Annotated in this window: 26 protein-coding genes and 2 tRNA genes; 23 read left to right on the forward strand and 5 right to left on the reverse strand. The window is 59.9% G+C overall.

What is annotated here, in order from left to right:
• Positions 1-11 precede the first annotated feature (11 nt).
• The 18 genes from AAEU42_RS07260 (at position 12) to AAEU42_RS07345 (ending at position 11,116) form a co-directional block, all read left to right on the forward strand.
• Complete coding sequence (locus AAEU42_RS07260) at positions 12-974, forward strand: XkdQ/YqbQ family protein (RefSeq protein WP_342232876.1); 963 nt, start codon at positions 12-14, stop codon at positions 972-974.
• Positions 967-1,287, forward strand: coding sequence for a DUF2577 domain-containing protein (locus AAEU42_RS07265; RefSeq protein WP_342232877.1), 321 nt, complete (start codon positions 967-969; stop codon positions 1,285-1,287). The genes AAEU42_RS07260 and AAEU42_RS07265 overlap by 8 nt, the downstream gene beginning before the upstream one ends.
• Positions 1,288-1,290: 3 nt before the next feature.
• Positions 1,291-1,692, forward strand: coding sequence for a DUF2634 domain-containing protein (locus tag AAEU42_RS07270; protein WP_342232878.1), 402 nt, complete (start codon positions 1,291-1,293; stop codon positions 1,690-1,692).
• Positions 1,692-2,903, forward strand: a complete 1,212-nt coding sequence (locus AAEU42_RS07275; protein ID WP_342232879.1) for a baseplate J/gp47 family protein — start codon at positions 1,692-1,694, stop codon at positions 2,901-2,903. The genes AAEU42_RS07270 and AAEU42_RS07275 overlap by 1 nt, the downstream gene beginning before the upstream one ends.
• Positions 2,896-3,438, forward strand: a complete 543-nt coding sequence (locus AAEU42_RS07280; RefSeq protein ID WP_342232880.1) for a putative phage tail protein — start codon at positions 2,896-2,898, stop codon at positions 3,436-3,438. The genes AAEU42_RS07275 and AAEU42_RS07280 overlap by 8 nt, the downstream gene beginning before the upstream one ends.
• Positions 3,438-4,184, forward strand: a complete 747-nt coding sequence (locus tag AAEU42_RS07285; protein WP_342232881.1) for a hypothetical protein — start codon at positions 3,438-3,440, stop codon at positions 4,182-4,184. Before AAEU42_RS07280 ends, AAEU42_RS07285 begins: the two co-directional genes overlap by 1 nt.
• The gene (locus tag AAEU42_RS07290; protein ID WP_342232882.1) at positions 4,184-4,621 is read left to right on the forward strand and encodes a hypothetical protein; all 438 of its coding nucleotides are present in this window, start codon (positions 4,184-4,186) and stop codon (positions 4,619-4,621) included. The genes AAEU42_RS07285 and AAEU42_RS07290 overlap by 1 nt, the downstream gene beginning before the upstream one ends.
• A gap of 13 nt (positions 4,622-4,634) precedes the next feature.
• Positions 4,635-4,991: a hypothetical protein gene (locus AAEU42_RS07295; protein ID WP_342232883.1), complete on the forward strand. Its 357-nt coding sequence runs from the start codon at positions 4,635-4,637 to the stop codon at positions 4,989-4,991.
• Between the two features lie 82 nt (positions 4,992-5,073).
• Positions 5,074-5,466: a hypothetical protein gene (locus tag AAEU42_RS07300; RefSeq protein WP_342232884.1), complete on the forward strand. Its 393-nt coding sequence runs from the start codon at positions 5,074-5,076 to the stop codon at positions 5,464-5,466.
• Between the two features lie 288 nt (positions 5,467-5,754).
• Positions 5,755-5,931, forward strand: a complete 177-nt coding sequence (locus AAEU42_RS07305) for a hypothetical protein (protein WP_342232885.1) — start codon at positions 5,755-5,757, stop codon at positions 5,929-5,931.
• A gap of 85 nt (positions 5,932-6,016) precedes the next feature.
• Complete coding sequence (locus AAEU42_RS07310) at positions 6,017-6,352, forward strand: hypothetical protein (protein ID WP_342232886.1); 336 nt, start codon at positions 6,017-6,019, stop codon at positions 6,350-6,352.
• A 21-nt stretch (positions 6,353-6,373) separates the two neighbouring features.
• A complete protein-coding gene (locus tag AAEU42_RS07315; RefSeq protein ID WP_342232887.1) occupies positions 6,374-6,877 on the forward strand; it encodes a hypothetical protein in 504 nt (167 codons plus the stop codon).
• 10 nt (positions 6,878-6,887) lie between these two features.
• Entirely contained in the window at positions 6,888-8,711 is a 1,824-nt protein-coding gene (locus AAEU42_RS07320) for a hypothetical protein (RefSeq protein ID WP_342232888.1), read from the forward strand.
• A 16-nt stretch (positions 8,712-8,727) separates the two neighbouring features.
• Positions 8,728-9,012 (forward strand): toxin-antitoxin system toxin subunit, encoded by a 285-nt coding sequence (locus tag AAEU42_RS07325; RefSeq protein WP_342232889.1) that lies wholly within the window; start codon positions 8,728-8,730, stop codon positions 9,010-9,012.
• Positions 9,009-9,143, forward strand: coding sequence for an XkdX family protein (locus tag AAEU42_RS07330; protein ID WP_342232890.1), 135 nt, complete (start codon positions 9,009-9,011; stop codon positions 9,141-9,143). Before AAEU42_RS07325 ends, AAEU42_RS07330 begins: the two co-directional genes overlap by 4 nt.
• Entirely contained in the window at positions 9,136-10,488 is a 1,353-nt protein-coding gene (locus AAEU42_RS07335; RefSeq protein WP_342232891.1) for an N-acetylmuramoyl-L-alanine amidase, read from the forward strand. Before AAEU42_RS07330 ends, AAEU42_RS07335 begins: the two co-directional genes overlap by 8 nt.
• A 12-nt stretch (positions 10,489-10,500) precedes the next feature.
• Positions 10,501-10,776, forward strand: a complete 276-nt coding sequence (locus AAEU42_RS07340) for a phage holin family protein (protein ID WP_342232892.1) — start codon at positions 10,501-10,503, stop codon at positions 10,774-10,776.
• A 1-nt stretch (position 10,777) separates the two neighbouring features.
• Entirely contained in the window at positions 10,778-11,116 is a 339-nt protein-coding gene (locus AAEU42_RS07345) for a hypothetical protein (RefSeq protein WP_342232893.1), read from the forward strand.
• A 225-nt stretch (positions 11,117-11,341) separates the two neighbouring features.
• Here the strand turns inward: AAEU42_RS07345 and AAEU42_RS07350 are convergent.
• Together AAEU42_RS07350 and AAEU42_RS07355 are read right to left on the reverse strand one after the other, a co-directional pair.
• A tRNA-Ser gene (locus tag AAEU42_RS07350) sits at positions 11,342-11,432 on the reverse strand.
• 37 nt (positions 11,433-11,469) lie between these two features.
• Positions 11,470-11,558, reverse strand: a tRNA-Ser gene (locus AAEU42_RS07355).
• 234 nt (positions 11,559-11,792) lie between these two features.
• Between AAEU42_RS07355 and efp the strand changes: the two genes are divergently transcribed.
• The 5 genes from efp (at position 11,793) to AAEU42_RS07380 (ending at position 16,359) form a co-directional block, all read left to right on the forward strand.
• Positions 11,793-12,362 carry an elongation factor P gene (efp, locus tag AAEU42_RS07360; protein ID WP_342232894.1) on the forward strand — a complete coding sequence of 190 codons (570 nt, stop codon included), beginning with the start codon at positions 11,793-11,795 and terminating at the stop codon, positions 12,360-12,362.
• 112 nt (positions 12,363-12,474) lie between these two features.
• On the forward strand, positions 12,475-12,888 hold the full coding sequence (locus tag AAEU42_RS07365; protein ID WP_342232895.1) for a CD1247 N-terminal domain-containing protein: 414 nt from the start codon (positions 12,475-12,477) through the stop codon (positions 12,886-12,888).
• A gap of 83 nt (positions 12,889-12,971) precedes the next feature.
• Positions 12,972-13,139, forward strand: a complete 168-nt coding sequence (locus tag AAEU42_RS07370) for a hypothetical protein (RefSeq protein WP_342232896.1) — start codon at positions 12,972-12,974, stop codon at positions 13,137-13,139.
• Positions 13,102-13,833 carry an NAD-dependent protein deacylase gene (locus AAEU42_RS07375; protein WP_342232897.1) on the forward strand — a complete coding sequence of 244 codons (732 nt, stop codon included), beginning with the start codon at positions 13,102-13,104 and terminating at the stop codon, positions 13,831-13,833. Before AAEU42_RS07370 ends, AAEU42_RS07375 begins: the two co-directional genes overlap by 38 nt.
• A gap of 39 nt (positions 13,834-13,872) precedes the next feature.
• Complete coding sequence (locus AAEU42_RS07380) at positions 13,873-16,359, forward strand: transporter substrate-binding domain-containing diguanylate cyclase (protein ID WP_342232898.1); 2,487 nt, start codon at positions 13,873-13,875, stop codon at positions 16,357-16,359.
• Between the two features lie 39 nt (positions 16,360-16,398).
• Here the strand turns inward: AAEU42_RS07380 and AAEU42_RS07385 are convergent, their stop codons facing one another.
• Genes AAEU42_RS07385 through AAEU42_RS07395 form a run of 3 tightly spaced genes read right to left on the reverse strand, consistent with a single transcriptional unit; the run spans position 16,399 to position 17,841 of the window.
• The gene (locus AAEU42_RS07385) at positions 16,399-16,803 is read right to left on the reverse strand and encodes a PaaI family thioesterase (RefSeq protein WP_342232899.1); all 405 of its coding nucleotides are present in this window, start codon (positions 16,801-16,803) and stop codon (positions 16,399-16,401) included.
• Between the two features lie 5 nt (positions 16,804-16,808).
• Entirely contained in the window at positions 16,809-17,168 is a 360-nt protein-coding gene (locus tag AAEU42_RS07390; protein WP_342232900.1) for a hypothetical protein, read from the reverse strand.
• Complete coding sequence (locus AAEU42_RS07395; protein WP_342232901.1) at positions 17,161-17,841, reverse strand: gamma-glutamyl-gamma-aminobutyrate hydrolase family protein; 681 nt, start codon at positions 17,839-17,841, stop codon at positions 17,161-17,163. Before AAEU42_RS07395 ends, AAEU42_RS07390 begins: the two co-directional genes overlap by 8 nt.
• Positions 17,842-17,916 lie beyond the last annotated feature (75 nt).

The following is a 17,916-nucleotide window of genomic DNA, read 5'->3' on the forward strand; positions in this document are numbered from 1 at the left end:
GGCCCGCTGGAATGGAACTGAAATTGCAGATCGAAAACGGGGGCATCCTCTATGAGCCCGCGGTGGAGGAGGGCGTTGTCTGGGAGACATCCCGGAAGGGCAGCCCCGGAAAACTCACCTTCTCCGTGGTCAAAGATGGTGTACTCAGTTTTAGCGAGGGCAGCGGCGTCCGCCTGGAGGTGGATGGGGCCAAGCTTTTTAAGGGGTTTGTATTCACCAAGAGGCGGGGCAAGGGGCCGGCCATCGACGTGACCGCCTACGACCAGCTGCGCTACTTGAAGAACAAGGACACGCTGATGTTTGAGGACATGACTGCCGCCGGACGGCTCCGAGACATCGCTGGGCAGTTCGGGTTGGAGTGCGGCAGTATCGAGGAGACTGGGGTGGTTCTCCCTGGCAGGCTCACCGAGGATAACACCACGCTGTTCGATATGGTCCTTAATGCTCTGGATGAGACCACGCGGCAAACGGGACGGCTCTTCGTTCTCTATGACGACTTTGGCAAGCTGACTCTGAAAGATGTTGGGAGGCTTCGGCTGGACCTGCTCATCGATGCGGAGACCGGGGAGAGCTTTGAATATACCTCCTCCATCGACAGTCAGACCTACAACAAGATCAAGCTGGCCTACGACAATAAGGACACCGGAAAGCGGGAGGTCTACATTGCCCAGGACGGGCAGAAGATGAACGAGTGGGGCGTGCTCCAATACTTCGAAAAGTTGGACAACCCCACCGGGGCGGCGGCCAAGGCGGATGCCCTGCTGGGCCTGTACGACCAGAAGACCCGAAACTTGTCGGTGAAGAACGTGATGGGGGACGTGCGGGTCCGGGCCGGATGTTCCGTGGCGGTGGCCCTGGATCTGGGGGACGTGGTGACCAATAATTTTATGGTGGTGGAGAATGCCAAGCACACGTTCAAGAACCAGGAGCACCGCATGGATCTGACGCTGATAGGGGGAGAGTTTATTGCCTGATTCAAGAAACATGGTGGAGTTGGTGAAGCAGGCGGCCCTGGAGGGCATGGAGGCCGCCAAGCCGGTCAATCTAATCTTTGGCGTGGTGACCGCCACCACGCCCCTGGAGGTTCATGTGGACCAGAAGACCATCCTGTATTCCGATTCCCTGGTGCTGACCCGGAACGTTACCAACTATTCCTTGTTGGCCAATGTCGGGGGAGCCGGCCAGACCATGCTGATCTACAAAGCCCTGAAGGCCGGGGACCGGGTGCTCCTGGCCAGGGTCCAGGGTGGGCGGAAGTATGTGATCCTGGATCGATTGGAGGGATAGTAGATGCTGCCCAAGAGCACTGTGGACCTGGCGGCGGACTTTACCATCAAGGAGCGGCCTTCCGGAACCTTCCGGCTTAACCGGGAGGCAGATACCCTGACGGGCCGTGTGGATACGCGGGAGGCCGTTGAGCAGGCCATCTATATCATGCTGAACGTGGAACGGTACAAGCACCTGATCCACTCCTGGGGCTTCGGTGTGGAATTGGCCGACCTCTACGGGCGGCCTATGGGTTACGTTCAGTCCGAGATCAAGCGCCGCATCAAAGAGGCCCTGATCCAGGACAGCCGCATCACTGGCGTAGAGGGCTTTCAGTTCGAACAGGATGGGAAGAAGCTGCGCGTGACCTTTACTGTGGAGACCATCTTCGGCCCGGTGAAGGCAGAAAAGGAGGTGGAGAGCTGATGTACGAAGACATTACATATGAGGGGCTGCTGAGGCGGATGCTGGCGGCGGCCACAGCCCTGGACCGCAACATCGACACCCGGGAGGGTTCTATGGTGTGGTACGGCGACGCCCCCGCCGCGGTGGAGCTGAGGAACCTGTATATCGCTTTGGACACGGTGTTGAGCGAGACCTATGCGGACACCGCCAGCCGGCCCTATCTTATCAAGCGGGCAGGGGAGCGGGGTGTCGTGCCCCGTCCGGCCACCCGGTCGGTGTGCCGTGGGGAGTTCGCCCCGGCCTCGTTGGACATGCCCATCGGCGCCCGGTTTTCCGGCGGCGGGCTGAACTTTACCGTGACGGAGCGGATCGAAGCGGGAATATACAAGCTGGAGTGCGAGACCGAGGGCGAGGCGGGCAACGGCTACACCGGGACCCTGCTGCCCATTGAGTATGTGTCCGGTCTGGAGACCGCCCGGCTTACGGAGATCCTGATTCCCGCTCGAGACGAGGAGGATACCGAGAAACTGCGGGAGCGGTACTTTGCCAGTCTGGACGCCCAAGCTTTCGGCGGCAATGTGGCCGACTACCTGGACAAGGTGGGAGGGCTGGCCGGCGTGGGCGGCTTGAAGGTATACCGGGAGTGGAACGGCGGAGGAAAGCCCGCCGACCTGGTCCCACCCGCTGGGTTGGTGGCCTGGCTGGCCGGCCTTACAGGGGTGCCGGCGGAGATCAATGCGTGGCTGGACGCGGTATCCAAGGCGGCGCATGACGGCCTCCTGACAGTGGGTGGGGCGGTACGACTGGTCCTCATCGACGACCGCTACACTGCCCCCTCGGACGAGCTGATCCGGCAGGTGCAGGAGGCGGTGGACCCGGAGACTGCCCACGCCGAGGGCCTGGGACTGGCCCCTATCGGCCACTTCGTTACCGTACGGGGGGTGGAGTCCGTGCCAGTGAACATCGCAGCCACTCTGACCTATCAAGATGGGTGGGACTGGGAGGCCGTGCGTCCTTATGCGGAGGCTGCTGTGGAAGGATATCTCCTTGAACTCTCCAAGACATGGGCGGGGAGTGAGGAGCCCTTGGTAGTCCGAGTCAGTGGTGTGGATACGAATCTGCTCTCCTGTCCCGGCGTAGTGGATGTGAGCGGCACCACCCTCAACGACTCGGCCAAGAATCTGGCGCTGGGATCCGACCAGATCCCGGTGAGGGGTGAGATCAGTGGATAGACGATTATTGGACTACCTCCCGCCTATTCTCCAGCCGGTACGGGAACTGCGGGCCATCTGTGAAGGACAGCAGACTGTGCTGGAAGATGTTTGGGCGGCGGTGGAGGCGGCCTTGGATGATCAGTTCATCGAGGACGCCAGGGAGTCCGGGATTGCCCGGCGGGAGAAGATCCTGAGTATCACCCCCAAGGGGACCGACACGCTGGAGGACCGGCGCTTCCGGGTAAAGGCCCGGATGAACGAGCGGCTGCCCTTTACTCTACCGGCCCTGCGGCAGCAGATGGCCGACCTGTGCGGCCCTGATGGCTATACCGTCTCCATGGACCAGGGGACTTACCTGCTCACCGTCCGGGTGGCGCTGACGGCCAAGAGCAACTTTGATGACGTGGGGGCCCTTTTACGGCGGGTTGCCCCGGCGAACATTATCATTGATCTGGAGCTGAAGTACAACCAGTATGGGACGCTGGAAGGGTTCACCCACGGTCAGCTGTCCAGATGGACCCATGACCAACTGAGAAACGAGGTGTTGACCTGATGGAGACGACGGAACACTACGGGCTGAAACAGCCGGGTGTGGAGGATTTTTACGACGTCCAAGACCAGAATGAAAATATGGCGGCTATCGACAGTGCTCTTCATGAATTGGAGACGGGGAAGGCGGCCCTGGACCCTGAGACAAAGAAAGTCAAGCCGGAACAGCTACCCAACTTGGACTATATCCCACTTTCGGATAAGGGCGCGCCCGGCGGGGTGGCCGCGCTGGATGAGACGGGAAAGCTTTCTCCGGACAATGTGCCCGGTGGCACGGCGGACGCGGCGGTGCAGGCCCACAACGAGGACTTGAACGCCCACGCGGCTGCGGGGTTCTTCCGGGCGGTGGATGAAGAGATGGCGGATCCGGTGCCAGTGGACGCGGACATGCTCCAGGGGCATACGCCGGCGGATTTCAGGCCGGTCACGTGGGTGCCGACGGCTGAGGACGTGGGAGCTGCCATCCTGGTGGCGCCTGTGACGGTGACGGTGGATGTGGCGGCGTGGACCGGGAGCGGGCCGTGGGAGCAGACGGTGAGCGTGGCCGGGGTGACGGCGGAGGATGAGCATTTGTTTATCGGCCCGGTGACACCGGCAGACCGTACCGCCGTGGAGGCCGTGACCAAAGCCTACAACTGCATCACGCCCATGAATGGAGACGCGGAGACGGTGGACGGCGGCGTGAAACTCACTTGCTATAAGGAGAAGCCGGAGGTTTCCTTCCAAATCACGATCAAGGGGGTGCGGTGATGGGGAAGGCAGACGTGCGGAGACTGTCCGGCGGAAACGGAGCAAAAACCGTGTGGGGAGAAATCTCTGGAAAATTAACCATTACTGCAAAATTTAACATCTCGGATCTGCCTGCTGTGCCCGGGTATTATGTCATGCAACTGCGATGTCACAACGATTACAATGATTTTTCCGTTGCATTTTATACATGTATATCAGTAGACAGCGAGACATCTGTAACTTTACGCCCATCTACCACCGCGCAATTAGCACAAGAACGAAATGGCTTTATGCCATCAGTTTCCAGCATGCCAAGTTTCAAGTTTTGGGACGCTTCCATTTCAAGCGGGAAAATAGTGATCACTATGGACACTAGCCCATTTGCGGTAGGGTATCACGCCGACTCCATAAATGCGGCCAGCTTTGCTATGCTCCAACAAATCGAGATACCAGACTAAAGGGGGAAAACTGATGTACATTGAGACGAACGGCCAGCGTTACCGCTGTACCGGTACCCCCACGCTGGAGGGGGACCCGCTGCGGTTCTGCCTGCCGGACGGCGGGCCGGAGGAGCTGGGGGGAATGGTTGGGCTCTATACCGACGACGGCTTCCTCCTGCGTGAGATCGACGTGAGCGGATACGCCCGGCACGAGATGGCGGGGAACACGCTGGTCATCACGAGCCAGCCGGTGCCTGTCCCTGGCCCGGAGCCTGCCCCAGCGGAGATGACCTTGGAGGAGGCCACGGCAGAAATGGTGGCCGATCATGAATACCGGCTCAGCCTCGTGGAACTGGGCCTCGGCGGGGAAGGAGCAAAACATGGGTAAAGTGCACAATTACCAGAAAATGGTACGGGGGGGGGGTGCTCAAATCTAGAGTTGGGCACCCTGCCCAAAAGGGGGCCTTGGCATGGCTAAGATCCCTGTTATGGCGGTGGGTGGCGGCGGCATGGACCTTCCCTACAAAGACGCGGCAGCCTGGGCGGCGCTTTGGCGGTTCTGCCTATATGCAAATGGCGCGAACAGCGCGTTCGACCTTTCAGGTGGAACGCTGTGGGTGGGGGTCGCCGTTTGCGGGTCATCCGGCGGCGCGTATCAAAACCTCTACCTGGCCGGAGAAGTCCTGTGCTCCGGGAGCCGGGACAGGTATGGATGCAAACCAGTGGTGGTCGAGGTGGCCGGAGACACGGCCACGATCTACGTGGACGGGGCCATCTTTGCGACGGCTCCGGCGAACAACATTGAATTTGCCGGACGTGGCGGCTACGGAAGCGCGAGTATCGCTCTTCTTCGGCTCGCGTGAGGCCCGGGACCCTTCCGTTGACCCCAAGAGGGGGTGGGCCTCACAGCGGCGCTGAAATGTGGTGACGCGGACTGCCTATTACGTCCGAAGGTTCAGACGGCATTGTTCAGAAGCGTGCTGCTTGGAGATGGGAGCGGGACGTTTTTCGTGATGACGGGCACTAATCCAAGCAAGGCCGTTACCGCGGGCAATCCGGTGCGGGTAGGATTGTGGGGGCAGTATATAACGGCTTCCGCGAGGGGGACTATCCGAATGTGGGGTAAAAAATTACTTTAGGAGGGAAACGATATGAACAGTACCTTTATTATCTATAAGACGCTGATGGGCATGTATCAGAGGTTGGGGCGGGATACGGCCGACCTTGCGCTCAAGTTTGATCTGACCTATGCGCTGGGCCGTCTCAGCGACGAGGAGTACACCGAACTGGTGGCGGCGGTGACGCCGGAAGCGGAGGTAGCAAAATGAACAAAGAGTTGATAATTTCCAGAAATTACCGGGGGGGGGGGGCGCTCTGTAAGCCTTGGGCGCCTTGCACAAGGGGGCGGACGCTGTGGGCACAGTAAGCGTGAAGTCCCTGGGAGGAGGCAAATCCAAGCTGCTGAAATACCTTGGCACGGCAAAGGTCACCTCCAGCATGTATACGGGAATCGACGTTTCTCATCTCGTAAATGCGGCGGGCATCGAGCCGGTTTTGGGGGATTTGATCCTGGGCTTTTATGGAGACGTAACGAGCGTGGGATTTCTCGACAGGTCGAACCAAAAGCAATGGTACGCATATCCGCTATCGAGGGGCGGCGGCTTATATGCTTACCCGGCAGTGATAGGACCGTCGAATACGGGTGTAACAATAGATGTGTATTATGTGAGGCTGACAGACGCGGACTGACCCCCCAAAGGGGGTGGGCGCATGGGTAAGATAGCTGTGGATCCCATCTACGGCGGCGGAATTGAGTGGACGCTTCAAATTAAAGTGGCGTTTGACTTCACAGGTGCTCAGAACGCAGTCCAGACAAAAGAACTGGGAGTGCTTTCCGATGACGGCGTAGATATGCTCATCGTTGAAATGGAAGGAGAGGCTACTGCGGTAAAAACTACGGCCGGAGAATCGGGCAGTCAAGCGGCCTACACCCAAGTGGATGTAAGCGTTGGCTCAATTAAGATCGGAAATGTTTCTGTATCCGCAGTAACTACCAGCTCGACTCGCCCAGCCAGCAGGACAAATAAAGCCAGAGTGTTTTTCATCCTTGTGCCGAATGGTGATCAGCGATATTTTAGGGACATTCCAGATTCTTATTATTCTTTGGATGTAAAAAATAATCCTGCCGTGTCTCTGAAGTTTACAACCCAACAATATGGTACGGGAGCCGCCAGCGGAACACTACGGATTTACAGTGGGAAATTAAACCTTTAGGAGGGACATCATGAACAGCAATAAGGCGAAAAGCAAAGCACTGACGGCCGGGGTGCGAAACCAGGTGAATGCGTACATCAAAACGCTGGTGGACGGGAGCGGAAACCAGATTCTTCCCCGGACATGGGCCAAGGCGGTCATGACCGAGAGCGGGGTTACGGCGGAGGCGCAGCTTGCGGAAATCGCAAGAGAGCTGGGGGGCATCTCCTCAACGGTCGCCAAGGCCCGGCCCAACATCATCGGGACCTATCCCGTGGCGGGGGGACAGACCGTCACCGCCGGGGACGTGGTGGACGTTCAGGCGGATGGGAGCGTGGGAAAGACCGTCACGCCGGTGGCAAATGTGGAGACGGTGTACAAAAATGCGGCTATAACAGGAAACGGTATCTGTATGCTTACTGATACTCTTGGCGTCGCCTGCTACAGTTTTTCCAACTCTGGGCAGGCCGTTGTTATCAACGTTGTCGATGGTAAAGTAGTTCCTGCATCTGACATATGTACGTTTCAAAGTGGGGAGGTCTCCAACTTTTCTTGCGCCCGCCTGAGTGACACAAAGTTCGTGGTGGGGTATGCGGTATCAAATGCCCCCTACTTTGCGGTATGTGAAGTGAGCGGCACAACTATTACTTGTGGCGCGGTAAGCAGGCTTATTGACAAGACGTCGAACTGCGCTGTGGTACCTCTTTCGGAAGAATTGTTTTTAGCCGTATTTAACGATAGCGGGCTAACAGCGGCAGCGTATTCTGTCAGCGGTATAACTGCGTCTATGGCTTCCTCAAGAGTCCGCCTGCCTGGGAATACGTCGGCGGCCTACATCTCCGCCACCCCCCTCCCGGATGATCCCAGCGGAAACAAGCGGGTGTGCGTGTGCTTCGTGGATGCGGGAGACGGCAACAAGGGCAAGGCAGTGATCGCCACTATCAGCAGCGCCAATGTGGTGACGTGGGGAAGCGTTGTGACGTTTTTTGATGGGAACACAACGAGTACATCTTGTTGCGAAGATAATGGGGATGTCATAGTGAGATGGGTTAATAATGTAAACTCAGGTGTTGCCGTTTTGTCTATCAACGAAGCGGCAATTACACCCGTAGGTACCACACTCGTTCTTTTAGACCGCGGAACAGGTGACATCTTTAAGGTAGGTACATCAATAGTTTACACAACTTCCAACGGAAATGCTTGTGTGCTGGAGAAGAACGGAACAGAGCTAAGTGAAAATACCAGATATTCCTACAACGATAATGCGAGAGCCGATTACGCTTCAGCGGCGGCAATTTCTGCTACCCAATTTATTGTCGCCTATGCTGATGTAGCCAACTCCAACTACGGCACCGCCACCATCCTCGAAGTGTCCGGCGACCAGATAGCGGGCGGCTTCACCGACGAGTCCAGTCAGTGCATCGCCCTCCAGAGCGGCGAAGCGGGCTGGGAGGTCGAGGTCATCTTCGACGGCGTGGCAGAGCTACCAGGAGCGGTGGCGGGCCGGGAGATCACGTCCACAGGGGTCTACGGCTATTGCCCGAAGGACGGCTGGCTGTGGGTCAGGCCGGAGTGGGATACGGACATTGTGTCCGGCTCCTTTCTAAATATAGAGAACCAAGCGTTTGCGGTAGATTTGGGATTTAAGCCTAAAGCTGTGTTTGCCATTGATCCGAATATCAGCAATGCAACAATGTTGATGGCTTTCGAAGGGCAAGACGCCGCCAGATCTGGACGGAGCAGCAGTGTGACGGTTTCTTCGGGTATGATGACATTTACTGACTCCGGGTTTTCTTTTGAAGCAAATAAGCTGCTAAATAGAGGGAATGTATACTATTACGTTGCGTTTCGTTAAATAGGAGGGAACGCCTATGACTATCATTGAATTGCAAGCAAGCCAGGAAGGCGGTCGAGGCATACAGGCCCAAAGCCACCGGCGAGTGTGCTGGCTCCCCGGTTATATAGAGGTCCCGCCCCACCTGGAGGCCTTAGCCTGGGACACCGGGGGCTATTGTGACCTGGACATCCGGGACGGGAAGCTGGTGGGCATCACGCCCACCGAAAAGCCGGAACCGCCCGCACCGGAGCCCACGGAGACGGAACGCCTCCGGGCCGACGTGGACTTCCTGGCGGCGATGGGAGGTGTGGCGCTGTGAGCGTGTACGAGATGGCGAAGAAATACTATCCACGTCTGTGGCCGCTGGAACGGCTGGGCAAGCTGCTGGAGCTGGGACGGATCACACAGGAAGAGTACGACGAGATCGTGGGGGAGGGCGGAGATGAGTAAGTGCGTCAAGACCATCCCTCTGTCCCAGGTGGAGCGGATCTCCGTGGCCTTCGCCGGGGGGCGGTCTCTGGCCCAGGTCAAGGCGGCCCGCGGCTGTGACTGCATCATCAACGGCGGGCTTTATGACTTCGGCAGCGGGAAGCCGGTTTCCCACCTGAAGGTGGCTGGGACCGTCTGCGCCAAGGAGGCCTGGGGGGCCTGGGGATATGCCTGGAACACCGGGCCGGACATCTCCATGGTGCCCATTCCCCACGAGGCGGCCGGGAAGGCCAATTACATCACCTGTGTGCCTCTACTGACCCCCTGGGACGGCATCGGCGCCAAGCTGAGCTACCCGGCGGAGCTGGGGGGCAAGCGGGGGCGGACGGCCATGGCCCTGACAGAAGACAGCCTGATCCTGTACTGCTCCGGGGACGGAACGGCGGACAGGAAAACGCCGGAGGAGCTCCGGGCCGAGCTGTATGCCCTGGGGGCCGTGACCGCCCTCATGCTGGACAGCGGAGGCAGCTCCCAATGTGACCTGGGCGAGGGAGCGGTCATCAACTCCAGCCGGAGGGTTAACAATTACATCTGCGTGTGGCTGAAACATAACGAAAAGGAGGACAAGCCTATGGATACAAAGATCGCGTGCCTGGACCCCGGCCACGGGCCGGATACGGTGAACGGCTCCCCGGACGGGTCTTACAAGGAGCGGGAGTTTGCCTGGGACATGTATACCCGGGTGCGGCCCCTGCTGGAGGCCCGGGGGGTGAAGGTCATCGTCACCCGGACGGAGAACACAAAGCCCAGCCTGACGGATCGGGCCAAGGTGAGCAACGACGCCGGGGCGGACCTCTTTGTCAGCCTCCACACCAACGCCTTTGGCTCCGGCGGGTGGGACGCCGCCTCCGGGCTGCTGATCTACACCTCCATGGCCGGGGACAGCGCCGGGCGGAACAAGGCCGCCAAAGCCATCCTGGCGCGTATGGAGGCGGCGGGGGTGGGGCTCCACAGCGCCGGTCTGGCTCACAACATCGAGTACACGGTGCTGGCCAAGACCAACGCCCCGGCGGTGCTCATCGAGTACGGCTTTCACACCAACAAGGCCGATGTGGCGATCCTGAAGGACAGCGCCTACCGGGACAAGCTGGCCCGGGCCACGGCGGCGGGCATCTGTGACTACCTGGGCGTGGCCTGGGAAGATGGCACGGAGCCGGAGAAACCCCAGGAGGCCCCCTGGTACGCCGAGGCTGTGGCTTGGGCAGTTGCGCACGGGATCACAGCAGACGGAAGCCGCCCGGAGGACCCCGCCACCAGGGCCGAGGTTTGCCAGATGCTTTACAATGCCCTCAAGGGCAGAATTTAGGAGGTACATAGTATGGATATTTCTTCTTTGGGTGTGGCCAGCGTGGCGGCCATTACGGTGATCTGTTTCCTGGTGGCCCAGGTGGTCAAGGCTACGTCTCTGGACAACAAGTGGCTGCCCGTCATCTGCGGCGTCCTGGGTGGCATCCTGGGGCCTGTGGCGCTGTATTACCACATCCCGGAGTTCCCGGCCACCGATTACTTCACCGCGGTGGCCGTGGGCATCGTGAGCGGGTTTGCCGCCACCGGCATCAACCAGGTGTACAAGCAGCTCAACAAGGGGGCGTAAGATGGAGGCCGTCATCTGTGCGATGATTGCCGCCGCCGGCACGATAGCAGTGGCGCTCATCGAGGCCCGGGCGGCCAAAGACCGCAAACGGGCGGAGGCCCAGTCCGCGGAAGACCGGGAGAGGGTGGAGCGGCGGGCCAGGGTGAGAGAGCAGGAAAGCCGCCTGTCCATGGAGATGATGTCGGCGACCTGCGCCCTGTCTCTGGTGGCGGCGAAGAAACTCACCGGGCAACACACCAACGGCGACGTGGAGGCGGCTATGGAAAAGGCTCGGAACGCTCAGGCTGAGTACGTCGACTTTTTACGGGACACCGCCGCCCATCAGGTGGCAAAGACATGATAAAAAAGCCCCACCCTGGATTTAGTTCCGGGGTTGGGCGTTTTTGTTATTCCTGTTCGGGGGCAAGGCCAAATAATTTCATGTGCAAAATCGTGTGCAATTTTTTGATTTTCTAGCGGAAATAAGTTGCCGTGAATGGAAGCGGTGATTCAGTTGCGAAACCACGAATCCATTGCACGGGTAAGAAAAAATCCCGAAACACTGATTTCTCAATGTCTCGGGATTTGGCGGAGAAGGAGGGATTTGAACCCTCGCGACGGTTTCCCGCCCTACTCCCTTAGCAGGGGAGCCCCTTCGGCCACTTGGGTACTTCTCCAAGCCGAATGTATCGACACCTGACGGATCATATTTCGTGGCGGAGAGAGTGGGATTCGAACCCACGGCCCCTTGCGGAGTCACCAGTTTTCAAGACTGGCTCCTTAAACCACTCGGACATCTCTCCACGTATGTCCCCTGTGGGCGAGGTCGGTCAGATGCGAAAATTATATTAACATATTTTAAAGCGCCTGTCAACTGGAAAGTGAGGGCGCGGTCTTGGGCGGGACCGGGGAGGGAGAGGCTTCATTTTTCACTGTTTTTTGCCTTTTGGTACAAAAGCCCTTGCAAATCCTTTGTATATAGGGTAAAATATCATCGCCTGATTTTATTTAAAATGTTTTTTGGAGGATGAATACCCATGCCTACGATTACTGCCAGTGAGTTTCGCAATGGTGTGACCTTTGAGATGGACGGACAGGTCATGCAGGTCGTCGAGTTTCAGCACGTGAAGCCCGGAAAGGGCGCCGCCTTTGTGCGGACCAAGATGAAGAACGTGCTCAACGGCGGCGTGACCGAGACTTCTTTCAACCCCACCGCCAAGTTCGAGAGCGCCTATATCGAGCGCAAGGACGCCCAGTACAGCTACAACGACGGCGACCTGTACTACTTTATGGACCAGGAGACCTTTGATATGGTCCCCGTGTCCAAGGCCGACCTGCCTGACGGTTTTGCCTTCGTCAAGGAGGAGACCATGTGCAAGCTGATGATCTACAAGGAGAAGGTCGTGGGCGTGGAGGCTCCCAACTTTGTGGAGCTGGAGGTCACCGAGACCGACCCCGGCTTCAAGGGCGACACCGCCACCAACGTCACCAAGCCGGCCACCGTGGAGACCGGCGCCGAGATCAAGGTGCCCCTCTTCATCAACCCCGGCGACCGCATCAAGATCGACACCCGCACCGGCGAGTACCTGGAGCGCTGCAAGGGCTGATTGCCCACAGACGGATTGAGCGGCAGACACCTTGTCTGCCCTACCGCGAGGCCACGGCGAATGTGGCCGCTAGCCGGGCCCTGGAAGGCCCGCCGCTGAAAGGAGTTTCGATATGACGATTTCTGAGAAGGTCGCGTACCTGAAAGGACTGGCCGAGGGCCTGGGCCTGGATACTGAGAAATCCAAGGAGGGCAAGCTCATCTCTGTGATGATCGGCATCCTGGAGGAAGTGGGCCTCTCCCTGGAGGATCTGGAGGAGAACGCCGTGGCTCTGGGCGAGGAGCTGGACGCGGTGTCCGACGACCTGGCCGACGTGGAAGAGCTGGTCTACGACGAGGATGACGACGACGATTGCTGCTGCGGCGATGAGGATTTCTTCGAGGTGGAGTGCCCCAACTGCGGGGAGGACCTGGAGATCGACGAGACTGTGCTGGAGTCCGGCACGGTCCAGTGTCCCAGCTGCAATGAGAAGTTTGCCATCGACCTCAGTGACGACGAGTGCGGCTGCGACCACGAGGGCGAATAAGCTCCGACAAGCATTTCATGGGCGGGCGGTCTTTGGACCGCCCGCCCACTTTATTGTGTGGGACGGAAAAGGAATATTAGTGCGTGAAACAAGCCATTTTTGTGAAAAGAAGCGTTCCATTACAATGGAACGTTATTGCGCCGCTCCACCTTTTGTATTATAATGGATCATGCTTTATTGGCATAAAAGATGTTTTTTGGGGAGGCGGCACGCTTGGAAGAATTGCAAATATTACAGAAGTGGCTGGATGAGAGCCGCCGTGCCGTCTTCTTTGGCGGCGCCGGGGTATCCACGGAGAGCGGGATCCCGGATTTCCGCAGTGTGGACGGGCTGTATCACCAGAAGTATGATTTCCCTCCGGAGACTATTATCAGCCACAGCTTTTTTATGTCCCGGCCGGAGGATTTTTTTCGCTTTTATCGGGATAAAATGCTTTATCTGGACGCCAAGCCCAACGCCGCTCACAAAAAGCTGGCGGAGCTGGAGGCGGCGGGACATTTGGCCGCGGTGCTGACCCAGAATATAGATGGGCTTCACCAGGACGCCGGGAGCCGGAACGTGCTGGAGCTCCACGGCAGCGTGCGCCGCAATTACTGTCAGCACTGCCATAAGGCGTTTGATGCCGCTTATGTCAAGGAGGCGGATGGGGTCCCCCGCTGTGACGCCTGCGGGGGTGTGGTAAAGCCGGACGTGGTCCTCTACGAGGAGCCTTTGGACGGCCGTACCCTGGAGACGGCGGTGCGTTATATCGAAGAGGCCGACCTGCTGATGGTGGGCGGGACCTCGCTGGCGGTCTACCCGGCGGCGGGGCTGATCAACTACTACCGGGGCCACCGGCTGGTGCTGATCAACAAGACGCCCACCCCCTACGACAGCCGGGCGGACTTGATCCTGACGGGGAAAATCGGCGGTTTGATGGAGCAGATCCGGGTGACCCCGGTTTAAAAAACGGATCGGGACAGGAAAACAGGGAGGTGAGGGCTTGTGCGCGGACAACATCAAAAGGTGAGAGCGGCCGCCCTGGCCCTGGCCCTGCTGGCTGTCCTGGCACCGTCCCTGCTTCCGGCGGCTTCGGCCTCGGTGAAGGACCAAGCCACGGTCCGGGTGGCCTATCCGATCCAGAAAGGGATCACCGACAAGGACGGAGAAGGCAGGTACACCGGCTATACCTATGAATTTCTGGAGGAGGTCGCGCAGTACACAGGCTGGGACTATGAGTTTGTGGAGGTCCCCGGGGAGGACGTTCAGGAACAGCTCGTCACGCTCATGGAGATGCTGGACGAGGGAACGGTGGATCTGATGGGCGCCATGCTGTACAGCGACCAAATGGCGGAGCGGTACAGCTTTTCCTCTTACAACTATGGGATGGTGGAGACGGTGCTCCAGGTCCCCGATGATATGGCGTCGGAATTTGCGATCAATTCCCAGGTGTGGCAGGATCTTCGGGTGGCGGCCGGCAACCCGGAGGGGCAGTACGCCCGGGAGCTGAGGGATTACTGCTCCATCAACCGCTTCCATCTCTCCTTTGTCCCGTGCGGCACGGAAGAAGAGCAGGTGGCGGCGGTGCGGGAGGGCCGTGCCGACGCCCTGCTCAACACCAGTATGAACGCCATCGCGAACGTGAAGACGATTGCCGCCTTTGCCTCCAAGCCGGTGTATTTCGCCAGCCGGAAGGACTGGGACAACGACATGATGAGCCAGCTCAACCAGGCGATCCATGACATTGCCCAGAGCAACCCCACGTTTATGACGGAGCTGATGGAGAAATATTTTCCCTCCACCGGAACCCGGTCTTTTACCCTCTCGGAGGCGGAGAAGGCATACATCAAGGATCTGGGCGTCCTGCGGGTAGGGGTGCTGGAGGACTGGCCTCCATACCAGTGGCGGGACGAGCAGGGCGAGCTGCGGGGGATCGCGGTGGACCTTCTGCGGCAGGTGGCGGAGGTAACGGGGCTTGAGCTGTCGTTCGTGCCGGTGCCGGAATCCAAGCACTTGTTTGAGGTCGCCGCGTCGGGGGACGTGGAGCTGATCGCCGGGATCCCATACAGCTATGAGCTGGCCCGGCAGTTTGACTTTTCCCTGCTCCGGCCCTTCCTCTCCAGCGGCTATTCCATGGTCACGGCCGACCCGGACGGGACCACGGAGGGAAAGCGGGTGGCCCTTTCCATGGACAGCCCCTACCGGGGGATCACCGGCGGCGAGGAACTGCTCTACTCGGCGGCCAGTCTGTGTGTGCAGGCGGTGGCGGACGGAGAGGCGGACTGTGCCATCGTGGACAGCTATACCGCCCAGTATTACCGGAACCAGTCCGGCTATAACCGGCTTCGGGTCATCCCAACCCCCGGAGAGATCCGGCAGATCACCTGCGGGCTGGTCAGTCCCAGAGAGTCCGGGCTGATCTCCATCCTGAACCGGGCCATCCTGTCCCTGCCGGATGAGAATATCCAGTCCATCGTGACCCAGAATATCGCCATCTCATCGCCGCTGACGGTTCGGCAGCTCATTGAGGAGAATCCGGTGGCCGTGGTGGCCGGGGTGGTGGCCCTGGCGGGGCTCATCATCGTCATGATCCTGACCATCCAGCACCAGAGGACAAAGGCGAACCGCCGGCTGGCGCTGGAGATGGAGAAGCACCGTCAGATCTACGCGCTGGTGAACGACGTGTTTTTCGAGTATGACTACCGAAGCGGACAGCTTACCCTCACATACCCGGAGGGGGAGTTGAGGCCCCTGCGCGTGCTGCTGGCCTATGACGCGGAGGACCCCACGGCGGCCCAGAAACGGACCCGCCGGGAGCTGATCCGCCAGCTGCGGGCCCAGCGGGACGGGGTCGACGAGGTGGCGCTCCTCTGTGTGGACGGGACGGAGCACTGGATCCGGCTGGCCATGCAGACGGTCCGGGACGGGGACCGGCCGGTGTACAGCATCGGAAAGCTCAACCTGATCGACGACGAGAGGCGGGAAAAGGACAGCCTGCTGGCTCTGGCCCAGCGGGACAGCCTGACTCGGGCTTATAACGCCGCCACCATCCGGGAGCGGGTGGAGGCGGAACTGTCTCAGGGCGGGGCCCTGATCATCATGGATGTGGACCGTTTTAAGAACATCAACGACACTCTGGGCCATCTGGAGGGGGACCGGGTTCTGGTGGGGATCACCCAGACGGTGGCCGGGAGCATCCGGGAGGACGATTTGGTGGGCCGCCCCGGCGGCGACGAATTTTTGATCTTCCTCCCCGGCGTGGGGGCGCGGGAAGCGCTGGACAAGCGCTGCGCGGTAATCCGGGAGCGGGTGCGTGAGCTCCGCCTCCTGGACGGGAACTGCGTCACGGTGAGCATGGGCGCCGCCCTGGTCCGGCCGGGGGAGACCTACGATGAGCTGTATGCCCGGGCGGATAAGGCCCTCTATCAGGCCAAGGAAAAGGGCCGGGACTGCTTCGTGGTGGCGGACGAGGGTCCGCCGGTATCGGAATAAGAAAAGGCGGCGCCCATAGGCGCCGCCTTTTTATGGATTTCATTTTTCCGCCGAGATGCAGAAGAAGGTGTAATTCCCGCTGGCCAGCAGTCTGCCGTCGGGCCCCAAGATGTCCACATCCACATAACAGGTGGTGCGGCCCCGGTGGCGGACCTGGCCCACGGCCTGGATGGTGTCTCCCTCCTTGCCGCTGCGCAGGAAGTTCAGGCTGCTGGAGAGGGTGACATACCGCCGCCCGTCGCTGCGGGCGGCGATGCCGGAGGCGCAGTCCCCCATGGTATAGAGGGCGCCGCCGTGAACGATGCCGTAGGGATTCAGGCTCTCCTTGACGACGGTGAGCTCCATAACGGCCCGGCCCTCGCTCAGCTCCTTAAGCTTGATGTGGTTGTGGTTCATGAATTCATTGGCGGTGCACAGCGCCTGCATGTCCTCTTCCATACCCATATCTTCTAAACTCCTTTTCCTTTTAAAATAATAAATGTGACGCCATTGTTGTGCCGTTCCAAGTCCCGGTCCCGGCGCAGGTCGCCGCACAGCCGGAAGGCGGCGAGGGTCTCGGCGTCAAATATGGAGAAGCGCTCCCCGGGGATAAAGCCGGCGATCTCGCCCCGCTTTTTCAGCCGTTCCAGATAGCTCCGGGCCTCCACCCGGATGCGGCCCCCGGCCCCGGTGGAGCCGTAGCCGTGGATGATCTTCAGCACCGCCGCCCCAGTGACTCTGCTGTGATTGAGCTCATAGGTCAGCCGCCGGACGGCGGCGTCCGCCGTGGGCATTCCCAGCTCCAGATTGACCTCCCGAAGCTCACCCATGGGCGGCCTCCCGGCAGCGGGCCAGGAACCAGGAGAAAATGGCCTGGCCGTCTATGGTGTCCGGGCGGCTCAGGGCGCCGGTCATTCGCTCCGGATGGAACTGGACCCCCAATACGTCCCGGCCGGGCAGTTCCACGGCCTCAATCAATTCGCTCTCGCTCCAGGCGGTGGGGAGCAGTCCCTCCCCCAGCTGGTCCAACGCCTGATGGTGGGAGCTGTTGACGGGAAAGACGGGGCCGTAAAACCGATGAAGAAGGGAACCCTCCGCGGCGCGGAGGGGGTGGACGCGGTCCTTTTTCTCCGCGGGATCATGGGCGTGGAACAGCCGTTGGGCGGGGGAGATGTCCTGCCTGAGGCTGCCGCCCAGAGCCACGTTTAGGATCTGGTGTCCCCGGCAGATGGCCAAAATGGGTTTTCCGGCCGCCAGAAAGGCCCGGACCGCCGCAAATTCCGCCTCGTCCCGCTCCGGGTCGATCCCCGTGGAGCCTTGGTTTTCCTGGCCGAACCGGGCGGGGTCGATGTCATCGCCGCCGCAGAGCAGCAGACCGCCGCAGTCCCAGTCCGTCTCGGCGGGGCAGTACCGGGCGAGGGGGCGGCCCCCCGCGGCGAGCACGGCGTTTTCATAGTTGGAGCAGCCGCCTTTGGAGGGGGAGAGGAGGATGCTGGGCATCATGGCGGGGACCTCCGTTCCATTTGAAAGAATAGGGAGATTATATCCCAAATCAGTCCCCGGCGCAATATTGACAAG

This window comes from Pseudoflavonifractor phocaeensis, from assembly GCF_038439875.1.
Lineage (GTDB): Bacteria > Bacillota > Clostridia > Oscillospirales > Oscillospiraceae > Vermiculatibacterium.

What these genes read in the sequence shown, in the direction of transcription:
- AAEU42_RS07270 (WP_342232878.1), top strand. Translation starts at nt 1,291, where the DNA reads ATGCTGCCCAAGAGCACTGTGGACCTGGCGGCGGACTTTACCATCAAG.
- AAEU42_RS07315 (WP_342232887.1), top strand. Translation starts at nt 6,374, where the DNA reads ATGGGTAAGATAGCTGTGGATCCCATCTACGGCGGCGGAATTGAGTGG.
- AAEU42_RS07290 (WP_342232882.1), top strand. Translation starts at nt 4,184, where the DNA reads ATGGGGAAGGCAGACGTGCGGAGACTGTCCGGCGGAAACGGAGCAAAA.
- AAEU42_RS07300 (WP_342232884.1), top strand. Translation starts at nt 5,074, where the DNA reads ATGGCTAAGATCCCTGTTATGGCGGTGGGTGGCGGCGGCATGGACCTT.
- AAEU42_RS07320 (WP_342232888.1), top strand. Translation starts at nt 6,888, where the DNA reads ATGAACAGCAATAAGGCGAAAAGCAAAGCACTGACGGCCGGGGTGCGA.
- AAEU42_RS07295 (WP_342232883.1), top strand. Translation starts at nt 4,635, where the DNA reads ATGTACATTGAGACGAACGGCCAGCGTTACCGCTGTACCGGTACCCCC.
- AAEU42_RS07385 (WP_342232899.1), bottom strand. Translation starts at nt 16,803, where the DNA reads ATGGGTATGGAAGAGGACATGCAGGCGCTGTGCACCGCCAATGAATTC.
- AAEU42_RS07260 (WP_342232876.1), top strand. Translation starts at nt 12, where the DNA reads ATGGAACTGAAATTGCAGATCGAAAACGGGGGCATCCTCTATGAGCCC.
- AAEU42_RS07285 (WP_342232881.1), top strand. Translation starts at nt 3,438, where the DNA reads ATGGAGACGACGGAACACTACGGGCTGAAACAGCCGGGTGTGGAGGAT.
- AAEU42_RS07275 (WP_342232879.1), top strand. Translation starts at nt 1,692, where the DNA reads ATGTACGAAGACATTACATATGAGGGGCTGCTGAGGCGGATGCTGGCG.
- AAEU42_RS07325 (WP_342232889.1), top strand. Translation starts at nt 8,728, where the DNA reads ATGACTATCATTGAATTGCAAGCAAGCCAGGAAGGCGGTCGAGGCATA.
- AAEU42_RS07390 (WP_342232900.1), bottom strand. Translation starts at nt 17,168, where the DNA reads ATGGGTGAGCTTCGGGAGGTCAATCTGGAGCTGGGAATGCCCACGGCG.
- efp (WP_342232894.1), top strand. Translation starts at nt 11,793, where the DNA reads ATGCCTACGATTACTGCCAGTGAGTTTCGCAATGGTGTGACCTTTGAG.
- AAEU42_RS07340 (WP_342232892.1), top strand. Translation starts at nt 10,501, where the DNA reads ATGGATATTTCTTCTTTGGGTGTGGCCAGCGTGGCGGCCATTACGGTG.
- AAEU42_RS07395 (WP_342232901.1), bottom strand. Translation starts at nt 17,841, where the DNA reads ATGATGCCCAGCATCCTCCTCTCCCCCTCCAAAGGCGGCTGCTCCAAC.
- AAEU42_RS07335 (WP_342232891.1), top strand. Translation starts at nt 9,136, where the DNA reads ATGAGTAAGTGCGTCAAGACCATCCCTCTGTCCCAGGTGGAGCGGATC.
- AAEU42_RS07365 (WP_342232895.1), top strand. Translation starts at nt 12,475, where the DNA reads ATGACGATTTCTGAGAAGGTCGCGTACCTGAAAGGACTGGCCGAGGGC.
- AAEU42_RS07305 (WP_342232885.1), top strand. Translation starts at nt 5,755, where the DNA reads ATGAACAGTACCTTTATTATCTATAAGACGCTGATGGGCATGTATCAG.
- AAEU42_RS07345 (WP_342232893.1), top strand. Translation starts at nt 10,778, where the DNA reads ATGGAGGCCGTCATCTGTGCGATGATTGCCGCCGCCGGCACGATAGCA.